Genomic DNA, 14276 nt, shown 5'->3' with positions numbered 1-14276 from the left:
ATGGGAGGCGGAGGAGGAAAAGGACCAACTTCACCAGTAACACCGCCACCGGCACCCCCGGTGGCCCCGGCACCTGAACCACCCAAGATGGAAGCGATCATTAAGAGTGAACAGGAATTAAAGGCCAAGAAAATGCGTGAAATGGAGCGCATGAAGAAAGGCCGCAGCGCCACTATGCTGACTGGCGGACAGGGCGATACCGGGCAGTTGGCAACAGCCACTCAGAATTTACAGGCCCAGAAGACCAAACTCGGTCAGTAGGAGGAGGTATGCCGAATTATTACAGGCCCGATCTTCCTTTGGCAAAGGACGGTCAGTCCAGTGTCTGGTTCGCCAACGGTTCGCCTGGATTTAACGGTTATTACAAATGGCACCGCTACACTTACGGCACCAATCCTTCATCATCAAAAGCGGGGCTCAATGCTCCGGCTGATTGGCGTGCTCCTGCGGATTGGACTTTTTCGGAAAAGACCGGGCATTGGTACACGCCCGGGGAAATGCAGAATGCCGGGTACAGCAAGATTGACGGCGAATGGCTGCATCCAAATGACATCCGTCAGCGAGAAGTAGATCGCCAGAATGCCGAGTTCGAAGTTACGGTTGCCCGTCGTAAGGAAAGTGAAGAGCGTATGCGTAAGGTACATGCTCTCGGGCGCAAGAAGACTATTTTGACCGGGCCGGACGGAGTGGCAGGCAAGGCAAAAATCAGCAGGGAAATATTAAATCGTTCCAAAGGAGTAATGAAATGAGTGAGCATCGTTGTCCGGTTTGCCGCAGGCTTTTGATGAAAGGCAAGGTTGTCGAAGTTCAGGTTAAGTGTCCCAAGTGCAAGAAAATAGTGCGTATAGTGGGAGAGTAGAGATTATACAATGAGGCATGTTGAAAATAACAAATATCTTAGACGATTGCAGGGGCTGCGTCAGGAACGCAACAGCTGGGAATCGCACTGGCAGGAGATCAGCGATTACATCCTGCCCCGTAAGGGAGTTTATGACGGACATCGTCCCAATGACGGGAGGGTGAGATCCGGTAAGGTCATTGATTCCACGGCAACAAGAGCATTGCGTATCCTTGCGGCGGGCTTGCAGGGCGGGCTGACCTCTCCGGCAAGACCGTGGTTCAGGCTTGGCATTTCGGACCGCGATCTGGCCCGCCATAAATCTGTAAGGGAATGGATTTCCAAGGTGGAAAATACCATGTATCGCGCATTGGCTCGCAGTAATTTTTATTCCTGCATCCATTCACTTTATACTGAGCTGGCCGGGTTTGGTACCGGAATTCTTTATTGCGAACCGGACGATGAACGGGGCATTCGTTTCCGTACCCTCACTGCCGGGGAATATTGTCTTGCTACCGACGCACAGGGGCGGGTGGATACGGTCTACCGTGAATTCAAGATGACCGCCCGCCAGCTTGAGAAACGTTTTGGCAAACAGAACCTGCCAGCCACGGTGCACACCAGCTTGAACGTGAATCGGGACCACTGGTTTGATGTTCTGCATGTGGTTCAACCGCGTGACGAATTCGATGCGGAGCGCATGGATACTCTGAATATGCCCTTTGAGTCTGTGTTCTTGCTCAATGGTCGTGGTGGGCATGTGCTTTCCGAGAGTGGATTCATGGAGAATCCTTATATGGCTCCGCGCTGGGATACTGCAGCCATGGATGTTTATGGTCGCTCTCCGGCCATGGATGTACTGGCGGATGTGAAAATGCTTATGGAAATGAGCAAGAGCCAGATTCAGGCTGTGCATTTGACACTCAGGCCGCCCATGAAAGTTCCTTCTATGTATTCAAGGCGACTGAATCTGTTACCCGGTGGTCAGAACCCGGTTGAGCAGAATCAGCAGGATTCGGTTTCTCCGCTCTATCAGGTCCGTCCTGATCTGGCTGGCGTCAGTAATAAGATTCAGGATGTGCGTACCGCTATCCGGGAAGGCTTTTACAATGACATTTTCATGATGATGGCCGGAACCAATCGCGGGACCATTACCGCTGCTGAAGTTGCAGAACGGCATGAAGAAAAGTTGATCCAACTTGGGCCGGTAATTGAACGCCAGCATACTGAATTGCTTGATCCGCTTATCGACAGGATTTTCGGTATTCTGATGCGTTCCGGGCAATTACCGGAAGCCCCGTCAATCCTTGAGGGGGCGGACATCAAGATTGATTATATTTCCGTGCTGGCGCAGTCTCAAAAGATGGTTGGTACCCAGTCTATTCAGTCACTGGCCCAGTTTGTGGGCAATTTGTCACAGGCTAATCCCGAAGTGTTGGATAAGGTGGATATGGACCGGGCTGTGGACGATTACGCGGAACTGATCGGTGTTCCCAACGGCATTGTCCGTTCCGGTGATGAGGTGCAGAAGCTCAGGAATATGCGCAAGAATATGCTTATGAAGCAGCAGCAATTACGGCAGAATCTGCAGGCTGTATCCATGGGGGCGGGCATAGTTAAGGATCTTTCATATTCAGGTTTGAGTCCGGCCCAGATGCAGGGCGTGGTCACGCAGGCAGGGCAGATGATGCAACAATAATTAAAAAGCGGAGTCATTACGGCTCCGCTTTTTAATTTTTAGTTATGTAGGAATTTGTCATTTTCCTTTGTCAGGGCGTTTCGTGCTTCTTTTTCCAGTTCTTTAGGAAATCCCATTTTCAAAAGGTGGATCATGGATTCATCAAGTAGTTTGGTAAAAAAAGTTTTCTTAATGGCTATGGGCTTATCAGCCAATTCCTTCCAGCTGTTAAATCCTTGATTTGCGAGGGTTTCCTTGATGCCTAGTCTGAAAGCTCCTTTGAGGGATAGCTTGCTTGCCCCGCTGTGGAGTTGGGAAAGTATGTCTGCCATGACTTCTATTTTCTGTTCCTGTTTATTTACGCCAGTTGCCTGCATGGGATACTCCTTTGGTCTTTAAGTTGATTTGTGTAAAAATGTATAAGTATTTTTTAGCTTGTTCTTATGTTTAATGACTTTGATGGGGGTGTTCATTGATCTGGATCAACCCTGTGTATTTTATAAGTAATTGTTTTTCGATCTATGGTTATTGAGTTTTAGTTAGGAGACCTCTCGAGCACTGATGTGCTTGACTTTTTTTGATTATTTGTGCTTTCTATGCAGGAGCGAGGGTGTCTGTTCTTATTTTTTGAGATAAAGGATTTTTTAATGCTGGTTTTGACTGATTTAACGCGATTTAATGATAGCGATAACGTTTGTATGGCCCTGCTGGATGAGGATGACTGCACATGTTATCGTCCCTTGCCTTATGAAAATCTGGATTTTGTCGAATTCAGGAATATCCGTCCGGGCATAATAGTTTCTGCTGATGTTGTTCCCCATGAAGATGCCGATTCTCCTCATGTAGAGGATTGTACTTTTGAGAATGATGTCTGGCTTGATTGCGTTGATGAGGATACTTTTAAAGATTTGCTGGAACGCAGTGCCGTAGATTCAATGGAAGAAGCATTTGAAGGGCTAATTACACCGAAGAACCGGTGTGTACCTGTTGAGTCGCCTTGTGCGCATTCCATTAGGACTATTCGAATTGACCCCAAATCCGTGAGTGTTTCAGTGGTGGAATCCGCTGAAGGGTTAAAACTGCGTCTTGGGTTTTCCGATAAGGCAGGTGTAAGGTTTCGCCATACTCCCATTGCGGACTTGTGTTTTCACCGCATGGCAATGGATTACGTGCAACAGGGGCGCTTGGATGAATTGGAAGCCCTGCTCGCCGGAGGGGAGGAAGTATACATCCGTGCGGGACTCAGCAGGTTGTACACAAGTAGAAATGGCAAACAGGGCTTCTGGATGCAGGCTAATGGGGTGTACATATTTCCCGGTTATTACCAGGATTAGCCATCAATTTTTTTCATCGCCGTAACCTTTCGTCTTGCCCGGAGGTAAGATGCGGCAAGACAAAGGTTGAAAATCAGGCTTATTCCCAGCAATGCCCTGATCTCAATAGATCCCTGCAATGGGGCTTCTTTTTTATGGGCTGCAAGTTCGTTTTTATCTGATCCGGCGACTTCCACATCAAAAATAAGTTTGTGGCCCAGTCCGCCGTCAACTTCCACTTTCCATACACCGGGTTGGTCAGGCAGGAAGGAGAATACCCCGTTCCTGTCTGTTCGCCCGTTCTGGAATTCCACTTCAGCATTATCCGGTGCGTAAATAAGTACCTGTCCGTAGGATATGGGGTCTCCGGATGAAAAGCCGGATTTGAATGTCACGGCCGGTGAGGTTTCGACCATTTCATAAGCGACCCCATGCGCCCACGCGATATTGCTGAGGTATAGAATTCCGGCCACAACGAGTGTTACGACCGGAAGAATCTTGAATAATCTCATTTACTTTACTTCAAAAACAAGCACTGCGCGCATGACATGGCTGTCATAGTCTGCAGTGGGCTTGTCGTTTTTATACTGTGCACGAACCATCCATGTTCCGGGAGCGCTGATTTTTACCTTTGCAAGGCCGTTTCCATAAGGCTCGGTAAAGTAAGCATAAGTGTTGGGATTCATGCTGAAACCGTCATAAGTGGCGGTTATGCTCTCAACAGAAACAGGCTTACCGTCCAGCAGGGTCTGGAATTCGATTTCATCACCGACTTTAGCCAGAGTGGGGTCGCTCATGGGAATAATTTCAAGCTTGTGGCCCACAGCCTTTTTGTAGCTGCCGTCAGCTTTACCCACTGTGATCAAGGTCTTACAGAATTTTTCATATTTTCCGCTTCTGATTACGCCCTTTAAGCCTTTCTTGGACTGCTGTTTCCAACCCTGAGTGGTCTGAGTCCAGATCATGCCATTACGATGTCCGGCAATGATAGCGGTACCTTCAGCTTTAGGGGTGATCTGCCCGTCCAAAGTCATGAGCATTTCATTTTGTGCCAGCTTCAAGGGAGTGTTTTTACCGCCCAGAATAAGCTTGGTTTCAACCTCATTGATCGGTTCCATTTCTTCGCTGATCATGAAGACATGTGCAGATACGACGCTGAAAGGCACAACATGGTCTTTCTCAGCGGTCAGCTGCACAGGCTTAATGATGAATTCATGGGCAAATGCGGTTGAGCAGCACAGAACCGCGAGCAGACAAGACAGTACGAGTGTGGTTGGTTTGATGAATTTCATGACAAACTCCGATTAAAGTTTATAGATTGATTGTGTCTATGTGCTACGGATTTTAAAAAAATATGTCAATGTTGAAATTTAAATTAGGTTGGTGTTGGATGGTGGGCGTAAAAAAGCCCTCACGGGGTGAGGGCTGATTACACTGAATTTATTTTTTGAAGTGGTTATATTAATCCAAAGTCCGCCGATACCTCTTCAACCCAACAACAATTACAATTATCCAGAAAACCACGATGGGCCAGAGGTGGTAAAGGGATTCTTCCCAGCCTGTTCCTTTGAGCAATACTCCGCGCACTAAGCGCAGGTAGTGAGTTAACGGTAGGATGGAGCCTAGGTTTTGGGCCCAGTCGGGCATGCCCCGGAAGGGGAACATGAAGCCGGAGAGCAGTAGCGAGGGTAGGAAGAAGAATATGGACATCTGTACGGCCTGCAACTGGTTGCGGGCTACGGTTGAGATGGTCACTCCTACGGTCAGGTTCGCGGCGATGAAAATGGCTGAGTATGTGAACACAATTAGCGGGTTGCCGTTGATGGGGACGTGGAAAAGGAAAATGGATGCCGCCATGATCAGCATCATCTGTATGTAGCCGACCATGACGTAGGGGATGATCTTGCCCATCATTACTTCCAGGGGACGCACTGGAGTAGTCAGCAGGTTTTCCATGGTTCCGCGTTCGGTTTCACGGGTGATTGCCAGCGAGGTGATCATGACCAGTGTCAGGGTCAGGATTACTCCCATCAGGCCGGGTACGATGTTGTACTGGCTGATGGCTTCCGGGTTGTAATCAGCATGGATGCGCAGGTCTACGGCGCTTTCTTTGGGTAGCAGGTAACTGAGTGAACCTTTCAGGTCCCGCGCTAAGGACCTGTTTATGATTTCGCGCATGGAATTTACAGCATTGCCCGTTGCCATGGGGTCGGTGGCATCTGCTTCCAGAAGCAGTACCGGGCGTTCCCCTCGCTCAATTTCCAGTCCAAATTGTTGGGGGATGGTCAGTACGAATTGTATTTCGCCCAGCTCCAGCAACCTTTTTGCCTCGGCTCGCGAATTGATAAAGCGGTCGACGTCAAAGTAGGAACTGGCCTGCATTCCGGCTACGATTGAGCGCGAATAGCGGGAATTATCCCCAGAAAGAATGGCAAGGGGCAGGTGGCGCGGGTCGGAGTTGATGGCGAATCCAAAGAGGATAATTTGGATCAGCGGAATGCCGATCATCATGGCAAAGGTCAGCCTATCCCGGCGCATCTGGATGAATTCTTTCCCTGCCATTGCCATAAACCGTTTGAATGAGAACAAGCGCCAACTCATGGATTCATCCCCCGCATGAGGTCGATGAAGACTTCCTCAAGACTTGTTTCGCAAGGCTCAAATTTGTTTTCAGCTCCGGCATGGGCACGGATTCCTCTTTCGATTAAAGCGTTGTCGCGTCCGCTGATGTGCAGGGTGTTACCGAAGGCAACTACCTGATCAATCCCTTCACTGGCGCGTAATTTCGGGGTTAGCTCATTTAAATTCGGCCCGCTTAGAGTCCACGTGTGCAGACCGGAATTGCTGACTAGTTCGTCAAGCGTGCCTTTTGCTAGCAGGTCTCCGTATGCGATGTATGCCAGACGATGGCAGCGTTCAGCCTCATCCATGTAATGGGTGGAAATAAGTGCGGTGATACCTTGGGCGGCAAGGTTGTGCACTTCGTCCCAGAAATCGCGGCGGGCGGAAGGGTCCACCCCGGCGGTGGGTTCATCAAGGAGTAGTAGCTGCGGATTGTGCAGGGTGCATCCGGTCAGGGCCAGACGCTGTTTCCAGCCCCCGGAGAGTGATCCGGCAAGCTGGTTGGTGAACTTGCCCATGTTCATGCGTTCGATTGCTTCATCCACAAGCTTCCGGCGGTTGGGCAATTGGTATGCGCGGGCAAGGAAATCAAGGTTTTCTTTTACGGTCAGATCACCGTAAAGGCTGAATTTCTGGGCCATGTAGCCCACCTTGGGTTTGATGAATTCAGCTTCGTTAATGATGTCATAGCCGAGGCAGGTGCCGGAACCGGAATCCGGGCGCAGCAAGCCGCAGAGCATGCGGATGAAGGTTGTCTTTCCGGAGCCGTTAGGGCCAAGGAATCCAAATATCTCACCCCTGCGGACCTGCATATCCAGCCCTTTGACCACGGTCTTGGGGCCGAAGGATTTGGTCACACCGGAGACGTCTATGACAGTCTGTTCACCCATTGTTACTCCGGAAGTAGTTTTTAATGCGGGCGAAGAAGCCGTTCTCAAGTATGAACCCCTCTTCTGTTCTGCTCACATCAACGGGTTGACCGGGCTTGAACAGCACAGCTTTGTCTCTCGATGGAACAGCTTCGAGCATGAAGACCAGCTTGGCTCGGCTTTGGCTGGAATAGATAACCGGAGGCGTATATTCGGCCTGCGCTGAAATATAGTTCAGGGTAACCGGGATAGGTGCTGCCAGTCCGTCGAAATTGACTAGTAGTCTTTCGCCGATCTTGAAGCCGCCGACAATCTGTTCCGGCACGTAAAAGCGGACCTTGCGGTTTTCCGGTGGCAGGATTGAAAGGACCGGATTCCCGGCTGCAACCCATTCCCCTCGATAGCGGATGGTATCAAAGACTAAACCTGTGCGGGGCGCGGATTGTGCTTTTTGATCATAGTTCCAGCGAGCCTGTTCAAGCTTTGCCTGTGCTGCTCTCACCGATGATTCCGCCGCACTGATTTCATCACTGCGGGAACCGAGAGTGGCTGTTTTGAGTTCGGATTTGATTTCCTTCACCAGCTGAATGGCCTGTTCGTAATCAGTGCGAGCCTGGTCGCGTTCTTCTTCGGAAATAGTTCTGGAGCTGTAGAGGGCTGCTCGGCGTTTGTATTCTGTGGACGCAAGTTTTTCTGCGGCCACTGCTTTCCTCAGTCTGGCTTTAATGGAGGCAATTTCTGAAGGCCTTCTTCCTTTGCGTTTGTCTGCGAGGTCGCTGATTATTTTATCCAGATTTTCTTCAGCTTCAGCAACGCCCGCCTGTTCGAATTCCCGCTCAAGGGTGAACAGCGGCTGTCCTGCAACGACTGTCTGGCCTTTACGCACGCTGATTTCATCTAGTTGTCCGCTTAGCGGTGATGAAACATATACGAATTCCCCCTCAACATATCCCTGCCAGAGCTTTGATTCCGTCTCATTGCATCCACAGAGCAGGGTGGAGAGCAGGATTGCCACGATGACATATGAAAATTTCAGGCCGGATTTCATCGTCAGTTCTCCTTTTTCACGGCGATTGTTTCTTCAAACAATTGCAGGTTGCGCCTCACTTGTTCACGCGGATCAAATTCACCGCTGGAAATATGAAAGAGAAAGGAAGGAGGAACTACGGTACCTAGTAGCATGAAAACAATATCCGCAGGATCTACATCTTTGCGGATCTGGCCCAGTTCCTGCCCTTTGGTGGCTATTTCCCCGGCAGCGGCGCGGTACTCAGTTAGCAGGGAATAGAGAGCCTTGCGGCGGATGGAATTCTTCTCCAGAGCGGCTTCCGAGAACAGCAGGCGCGGGATACCGGGATGTTTGTGCAGCAGGTCCGCATGACGCAGGGCCAGTTGTTTCAGCACATCCAAGGGAGTCTCTCCTTCATCCATAGCGGTTTTGGCGTTGTCGATGAGTTTTTTACGGATAAGTTCTCGCACTCCATCGAATATTGCGTCTTTGTTTTTGTAATGGCGGTAAAGGGCTGCGGGTACAATGCCGCAGGCCTTGGCAACATTACTCACGGTAATGGCAGAAATTCCTTTGGCTGCGAGCTTAAGGGCTTCTTCGGCAATCTGTTCGCGCCTTGAAAGGCGATCCATTCTTTTACTCAATTTATATTCTCCAAATATGTGAATGTGAATTCACTTTAACTTTGAAATAATTATTGTGTCAATAGGGCAAAATAAAATCCCTCCCCCCGAATCAAATCGGAGGGAGGGATTTATAATTACTTATATGCTGATTCGATTAGTTCGAAACAGGCTTACCCAGGAATCTTACTGTTGCCAGTACAGCAAGGACTCCGATGGGCAGTACCATCAGTACGGGCATTCCGAGTCCTGCGGGGATGTAACCGAACAGGATGGAGATGATTGCTACGGGGATGGCGTAGAACAGCTGGGTTCTGGTGTGGTCGATGTGGTCACATGCGGAACCCATGGAGGACAGGATTGTGGTGTCCGAGATGGGGGAGCAGTGGTCACCGAAAATGGCTCCGGTGAGAACCGCACCGATGTTCAGGATTACGTAGCCCTGCTCGGGTACCAGCGCGAAAGCCAGCGGGATGCAGAGCGGCATGAGGATACCCATGGTTCCGTAAGAAGTACCTGTTGCAAAGGAGATAATGGAACCCATCACAAAGATGATGGAAGGCAGCAGGAAGGTCGGAATGGTGTCGGAAAGCACGTTTACGAGGTAAGCGGCGGTTCCGAGTTCCTTGATGATACCGGAAAGGGACCATGCCAGCAGCAGGATAACTGCGGTGATGTTCAGGGATTTAACACCCTGTACCCAAGTGGAAAGTGCTTCGTCCACAGTCAGGATGCGCTTGCCGATGGCGATGGCCAGAGCCACAACGCCGGCGATAAGTGCTGCCTGGAAAAGAACAACGGAAGCGTCGGAAGCACCGAAAGCTTCACGGATGGCTACGAAGCTCATGGGAGCATCTTCGAAAATCTGCTTCAACGCAGCATCGTCTCCGCCCATAATTCCATTGTAACCGTTGAAATAGAAGCCGAGAAAAGCTGCAACGATCAGGGTTCCGATGGGGATAATTGCGTACCAGATGCTGGGTTCGATATCTTCAGCGGGCTGCAGTTCTGTTGCTTCATCAGCGACCATGGGCTTGGCGTTATCGTCAAGAACTTTACCGGTGGTACGGGCACGCTGTTCGGCTTTGTACATGGGGCCGAATTCACGCATGAACCAGATGGTAGCGAGGATGAAGACCAAAATAAGGATGTTGTAAAAACGGTAAGGAATGGTTTCCACAAATACGCCGTATGCGTTCATGGTGTAGCCGATGCCCTGCAGGCCGTCACGGATCAGGCCGACTTCATAGGCAACCCAGGTGGAGATCAGTGCAATACCGGCAATGGGTGCTGCGGTGGCGTCGATAACGAAAGCGAGTTTCTCGCGGGAAACCTTCATTTTATCAGTCACCGGGCGCATGATGGGGCCGACGGTGAGGGAGTTTGCATAATCGTCAAAAAAGATGAAAAGGCCGAGTACCCAAGTAACAAACTGGGAGCTGCGGGGGCTTTTTGCTTTTTTAGCCAGAGCATCTGCGATTGCTTTTGCACCACCCATTTTGGAAACCAGCGCAATAAGGCCACCGATGGCGAGACATTGAAGTACGATACCTGCGTTCCATGAATCAGCGAGAGAGCCGAGGATTTCGTTGGACAGGCGCAGGAAGCCGCCAACAAAGCCGTTGTAAATGTCAAAGCCCTTGGCTTCGAGCATGAAAGCACCGGAAAAAACACCGATGAAAAGTGACAGAACAACGTTTTTGGTAATGAATGCCAAAACAATAGCCACCAGCGGCGGAATGAGTGTAAACATACCGAACACTTTGGCATTTACCGGTCCGAGACTGGAGTCAGCCGCAAACGCAGGCTGGCAGAGCAGTGTAAATAAAACTGTTAGTAAAAACAGTCCTCTCCAATTGCGCATATTAAATTTCCCCCTTGAAATATTATGTGTCGCAAAAAAAATATGATCTGCTGATCTACTAGAATTTTCCCATAAACGCAAATTTGATTTTGTATCTGTTTAATTTTCCATGATAAAATTCTGAAATGACAGACTTTAAGCGTAGAGAATTAATGAAAGAGTAATGAGCAGAGTAGAGCTAAGTCGGCAGGAAGTTGTACTCTTATTTAATTTCGGGTTAAAAAGTCTCATTGTACCCAGTGACAATTTGGGGTATGGACAGTGCCTGTACAGACACCATTGATAATACGAAAAATGCACAATCCTAAATAACGTATAAGGAAATCAGATGTTTTCAAAAAATAAAGCTCTCAAAAGCATATTTGATTCCAGCATTGATGAACTCTGCAAGAGCGAAGGGCTCTCCAAAGAGACCATTATTCAGGGCATTGAAGATGGGACTATGGTTCTGCTCGGGAACCCCAACCACAAGAATGTAACTCCCACCCTTATCGGGCAGCCCGCAAAGGTAAAAGTTAACGCAAACATCGGTACTTCTCCTTTTAAGAATGACCGTGAAAAGGAAATGAAGAAGCTTGATGCCGCATGGAAAGCAGGTGCACACGCTGTGATGGACCTTTCCACTGCCGGTGATCTTGACGGAATCAGGACCGATATGCTCAATAGCTGCCCCCTGCCTCTGGGTACTGTTCCCATTTATGCTATGGCGCAGCAGTATGTTGCACGTGACGAAGACCCCGCAGGTTTTTCCATTGATGAACTTTTTGCAGAAGTGGAAAAAGAAGCTGAACAGGGTGTAGATTTCATGACCCTGCATTGCGGCCTGACTCGCCGTGGTGCAGAATGGGCAACTGAAGAAGGCGAACGTCTGCTGGGAATCGTTTCTCGCGGCGGTTCCATTCTTGCTCGTTGGATGCGTGACCATGATGCGGAAAACCCCCTGCTCACCAACTATGACCGTCTTCTTGAAATCTGCCTCAAGCACAACGTTACTTTGAGTCTCGGTGACGGCCTCCGTCCCGGTGCCGGTGAAGATGCAGGCGATGCAGCGCAGTGGGAAGAAGTTCTCATGCTCGGTAAGCTTGCCAAGCGCGCTCACGATTTTGGCGTACAGGCAATGATCGAAGGTCCCGGCCACGTGCCCATGAACCTCGTTGAAGCACAGATCCGTGGCATCAAGGCTGCTACCTACAACGCTCCTCTCTACGTCCTCGGACCTCTGGTAACTGACTCCGCTCCCGGCTATGACCACATTGCCGGTGCTATCGGTGGTGCCATCGCTGTTATGAACGGTGTGGACTTCCTCTGCTACCTGACCCCCGCAGAGCACCTGACCCTGCCCGAAATTGACGACGTCTGGAACGGTGTCAAAGCTTCTCTCGTTGCTGCCCAGTGCGGTGAAGTAGGACTTGGTCGTAAGGATGCTGTTCAGCGTGACAAAGATATTTCTATTGCACGTAAGGAACTGGATTGGGACCGCATTGCTGAACTGGCAATCGACCCCGCTCTGGCTTGCGCACGTAGAAAGGATCACAAAGATGAAAAAGAATGCGCTATGTGTGGAAAATTCTGCGCAGTACGCATGCTTTCCGAATAGTCCTGATTAAATAATTAGAGCCGCTCTGTACGTTTTATAGATGATAATGGCCCGTAACACCGCTGGTGTTACGGGCTTTTTTTGTGTAATGTTACATATTGTTTTTTAAACGATCGTTTGAATATGAGCTTTTGCCCGCTTTTTGCAGAATTCTCTGCAAGCTGTTTTTCCGGAAAAAATGTCGGGGCCCAAGATGCTATCAGATTCGCCATTCAAGGACGGGATGTTATGCTGCAATATGTACGCGAACCCATGAGCGGGTTAACTCATTTTATAGGTTTCTGCCTTGCTATCGTCGGATTGGTCGCATTGCTGATTGCCTCGGTTAATCCAACCAGCGTGATGCATGTGGTCACTTTTTCGGTTTTTGGCGGGGGAATGGTTTTGCTCTACCTTGCCAGTACTCTCTACCACTGGCTGCCTCTTTCCAAAGAGGGCATAATGTGGCTGCGCAAGCTCGATCATTCCATGATCTACATTTATATCGCCGCAACATACACGCCTATCTGCCTTGTGGGCTTGAAGGGCGCATGGGGCTGGTCGTTATTTACTGCGATCTGGACTATGGCAGTGGCTGGAATCATTACAAAAATGGTTTGGCTGAATGCACCGCGCTGGCTGTCCACTGGGTTTTATCTCGCCATGGGCTGGCTGGTGATCGTAGGAGCATATCCCTTGATTCAGGCTTTGCAGGTCGGGGCCTTGCTCTGGCTGCTGGCAGGCGGGATCATGTATTCAATCGGTGCGGTTATCTACGCCCTGAAACGCCCTGATCCATGGCCGGAATTCTTCGGCTTCCATGAAATTTTCCATGTCTTTGTCATGGCCGGAAGCTTCTGCCATTTCTGGGTTATGTACAAATATATTACCGCACTCGGGTGGAGCTAATTACTTAGAGAAGTGATCAAATCCTCCGGCAGTGTATTCCTTGCCGTTGAGTAAAATTTTGTTGTCCCCGGTGATTGTGCCTATTGGGTGCAGGCCGGGGATTGCTGCTTTTAGTTCTACAAATCCATCGGCTGATGCTGCTCCGAACAGGGCGTAGTCTTCTCCACCGAGAAAAGCGTGTTCCACAGCGGAAATAGCTTTGTTCTCAGCATAGCGGATGATTTCTTCGTGCAATTGCGATTCCGGCAGTGAAATTTCAGCACCTACATCTCCATCGCAGCAGCCTAGAAAACGGGGCAGGTCCCGGGCCAGACCGTCAGAGAGGTCCATGAGTCCCTTTACATGAGGCGACTGGGCCAGCTTGATCCCGACGGCAACACGCATGGGCGGACGCAGGTGCGCCTGTACTGATTCAGAGTAAAGTTTTGTAGATTCAACACCTGATTCTTCAAGACTCAGTAATCCGGTGCGGGCCATACCAGCCGGGCCGTGTAAAAATAAAACATCACCGGGCTGAGCATTTCCACGCGAAAGGAAGCGGCCTCCCGCAGCTTCGCCCCAGACGGTAACAGAAACTCCCAGATACTGACCGCCGGAAAGATCGCCCCCAGCTAGAATCAGTCCGTGCTGCTCGGCAAGGGCGGACATGGATTCAAAGAAAGGTTCCCAGAATTCATTTTCCAGACTGGGCGGAATGATCAATCCCAATGCAAAGCCGCAGGGCTGACCTCCCATGGCCGCAATGTCGCTGATATTAACCGCTAGGGATTTATAGCCGATGTCCGCCGGGGAAAAGTACGAGCGCCGGAAATGCACATCTTCCAGAAACAAGTCTTTACTGATGCACAGGTCCTTGTCTGTACGCAGAATAGAGCAGTCATCGCCACGTCCAAGAGTTACATGGCCATTTTCGGACGGAAAGTACTCATCAATCAAAGTAAGGAAGTCTTGTTCAGAATTAAGCTTGGTCATAAT

The 14276-nt window shown here is 49.8% G+C and carries 16 protein-coding genes; 7 read left to right on the top strand and 9 right to left on the bottom strand.

Translation table 11 applies throughout. The features are described from left to right. From ACO05Z_RS12020 to ACO05Z_RS12005, 4 genes are read left to right on the top strand one after another with little or no spacing between them, the layout of a single operon-like run. A complete protein-coding gene (locus ACO05Z_RS12020; RefSeq protein WP_421902419.1) occupies positions 1 to 261 on the top strand; it encodes a hypothetical protein in 261 nt (86 codons plus the stop codon). A gap of 8 nt (positions 262 to 269) precedes the next feature. Next, on the top strand, positions 270 to 749 hold the full coding sequence (locus ACO05Z_RS12015; RefSeq protein WP_421902418.1) for an aminobutyrate aminotransferase: 480 nt from the start codon (positions 270 to 272) through the stop codon (positions 747 to 749). Beyond that, positions 746 to 859: a Com family DNA-binding transcriptional regulator gene (locus ACO05Z_RS12010; RefSeq protein WP_163292364.1), complete on the top strand. Its 114-nt coding sequence runs from the start codon at positions 746 to 748 to the stop codon at positions 857 to 859. The genes ACO05Z_RS12015 and ACO05Z_RS12010 overlap by 4 nt, the downstream gene beginning before the upstream one ends. Before the next feature lie 10 nt (positions 860 to 869). Continuing rightward, complete coding sequence (locus ACO05Z_RS12005; protein WP_421902417.1) at positions 870 to 2537, top strand: portal protein; 1668 nt, start codon at positions 870 to 872, stop codon at positions 2535 to 2537. 38 nt (positions 2538 to 2575) lie between these two features. Here ACO05Z_RS12005 and ACO05Z_RS12000 read toward each other — a convergent pair whose 3' ends face one another. Further along, entirely contained in the window at positions 2576 to 2893 is a 318-nt protein-coding gene (locus ACO05Z_RS12000) for a hypothetical protein (RefSeq protein ID WP_421902416.1), read from the bottom strand. Positions 2894 to 3163: 270 nt separating this feature from the next. On the opposite strand from ACO05Z_RS12000, the gene ACO05Z_RS11995 reads away from it, so the two are divergent. Then, positions 3164 to 3850 (top strand): hypothetical protein, encoded by a 687-nt coding sequence (locus tag ACO05Z_RS11995; protein ID WP_421902415.1) that lies wholly within the window; start codon positions 3164 to 3166, stop codon positions 3848 to 3850. On the opposite strand, the gene ACO05Z_RS11990 is transcribed toward ACO05Z_RS11995, so the two are convergent. From ACO05Z_RS11990 to ACO05Z_RS11960, 7 genes are all read right to left on the bottom strand, one after another. Then, complete coding sequence (locus ACO05Z_RS11990) at positions 3847 to 4341, bottom strand: hypothetical protein (RefSeq protein WP_421902414.1); 495 nt, start codon at positions 4339 to 4341, stop codon at positions 3847 to 3849. The two genes, ACO05Z_RS11995 and ACO05Z_RS11990, sit on opposite strands and share 4 nt — an antisense overlap. After that, positions 4342 to 5121, bottom strand: a complete 780-nt coding sequence (locus ACO05Z_RS11985) for a DUF4198 domain-containing protein (protein ID WP_421902413.1) — start codon at positions 5119 to 5121, stop codon at positions 4342 to 4344. 169 nt (positions 5122 to 5290) lie between these two features. Continuing rightward, positions 5291 to 6430 carry an ABC transporter permease gene (locus ACO05Z_RS11980; protein WP_421902412.1) on the bottom strand — a complete coding sequence of 380 codons (1140 nt, stop codon included), beginning with the start codon at positions 6428 to 6430 and terminating at the stop codon, positions 5291 to 5293. Further along, a complete protein-coding gene (locus ACO05Z_RS11975; RefSeq protein ID WP_421902410.1) occupies positions 6427 to 7341 on the bottom strand; it encodes an ABC transporter ATP-binding protein in 915 nt (304 codons plus the stop codon). Before ACO05Z_RS11975 ends, ACO05Z_RS11980 begins: the two co-directional genes overlap by 4 nt. Further along, positions 7334 to 8368 (bottom strand): HlyD family secretion protein, encoded by a 1035-nt coding sequence (locus ACO05Z_RS11970; protein ID WP_421902409.1) that lies wholly within the window; start codon positions 8366 to 8368, stop codon positions 7334 to 7336. The genes ACO05Z_RS11975 and ACO05Z_RS11970 overlap by 8 nt, the downstream gene beginning before the upstream one ends. Before the next feature lie 2 nt (positions 8369 to 8370). Then, entirely contained in the window at positions 8371 to 8973 is a 603-nt protein-coding gene (locus ACO05Z_RS11965) for a TetR/AcrR family transcriptional regulator (protein ID WP_421902408.1), read from the bottom strand. 136 nt (positions 8974 to 9109) lie between these two features. Continuing rightward, on the bottom strand, positions 9110 to 10816 hold the full coding sequence (locus tag ACO05Z_RS11960; RefSeq protein WP_421902407.1) for a Na+/H+ antiporter NhaC family protein: 1707 nt from the start codon (positions 10814 to 10816) through the stop codon (positions 9110 to 9112). Between the two features lie 328 nt (positions 10817 to 11144). Here ACO05Z_RS11960 and thiC point away from each other — a divergent pair, with 328 nt between their 5' ends. Further along, a complete protein-coding gene (thiC, locus tag ACO05Z_RS11955) occupies positions 11145 to 12413 on the top strand; it encodes a phosphomethylpyrimidine synthase ThiC (RefSeq protein ID WP_421902406.1) in 1269 nt (422 codons plus the stop codon). A 228-nt stretch (positions 12414 to 12641) separates the two neighbouring features. Beyond that, positions 12642 to 13301: a PAQR family membrane homeostasis protein TrhA gene (gene trhA / locus ACO05Z_RS11950; protein ID WP_421902405.1), complete on the top strand. Its 660-nt coding sequence runs from the start codon at positions 12642 to 12644 to the stop codon at positions 13299 to 13301. Here the strand turns inward: trhA and thiL are convergent, their stop codons facing one another. Then, a complete protein-coding gene (gene thiL, locus ACO05Z_RS11945) occupies positions 13302 to 14273 on the bottom strand; it encodes a thiamine-phosphate kinase (RefSeq protein WP_421902404.1) in 972 nt (323 codons plus the stop codon). It lies immediately after the preceding gene. Positions 14274 to 14276: the final 3 nt, after the last annotated feature.

The sequence above is a fragment of the Maridesulfovibrio sp. genome, from assembly GCF_965230075.1.
Lineage (GTDB): Bacteria > Desulfobacterota > Desulfovibrionia > Desulfovibrionales > Desulfovibrionaceae > Maridesulfovibrio.
This window is presented reverse-complemented; position numbering and strand designations above follow the sequence as displayed.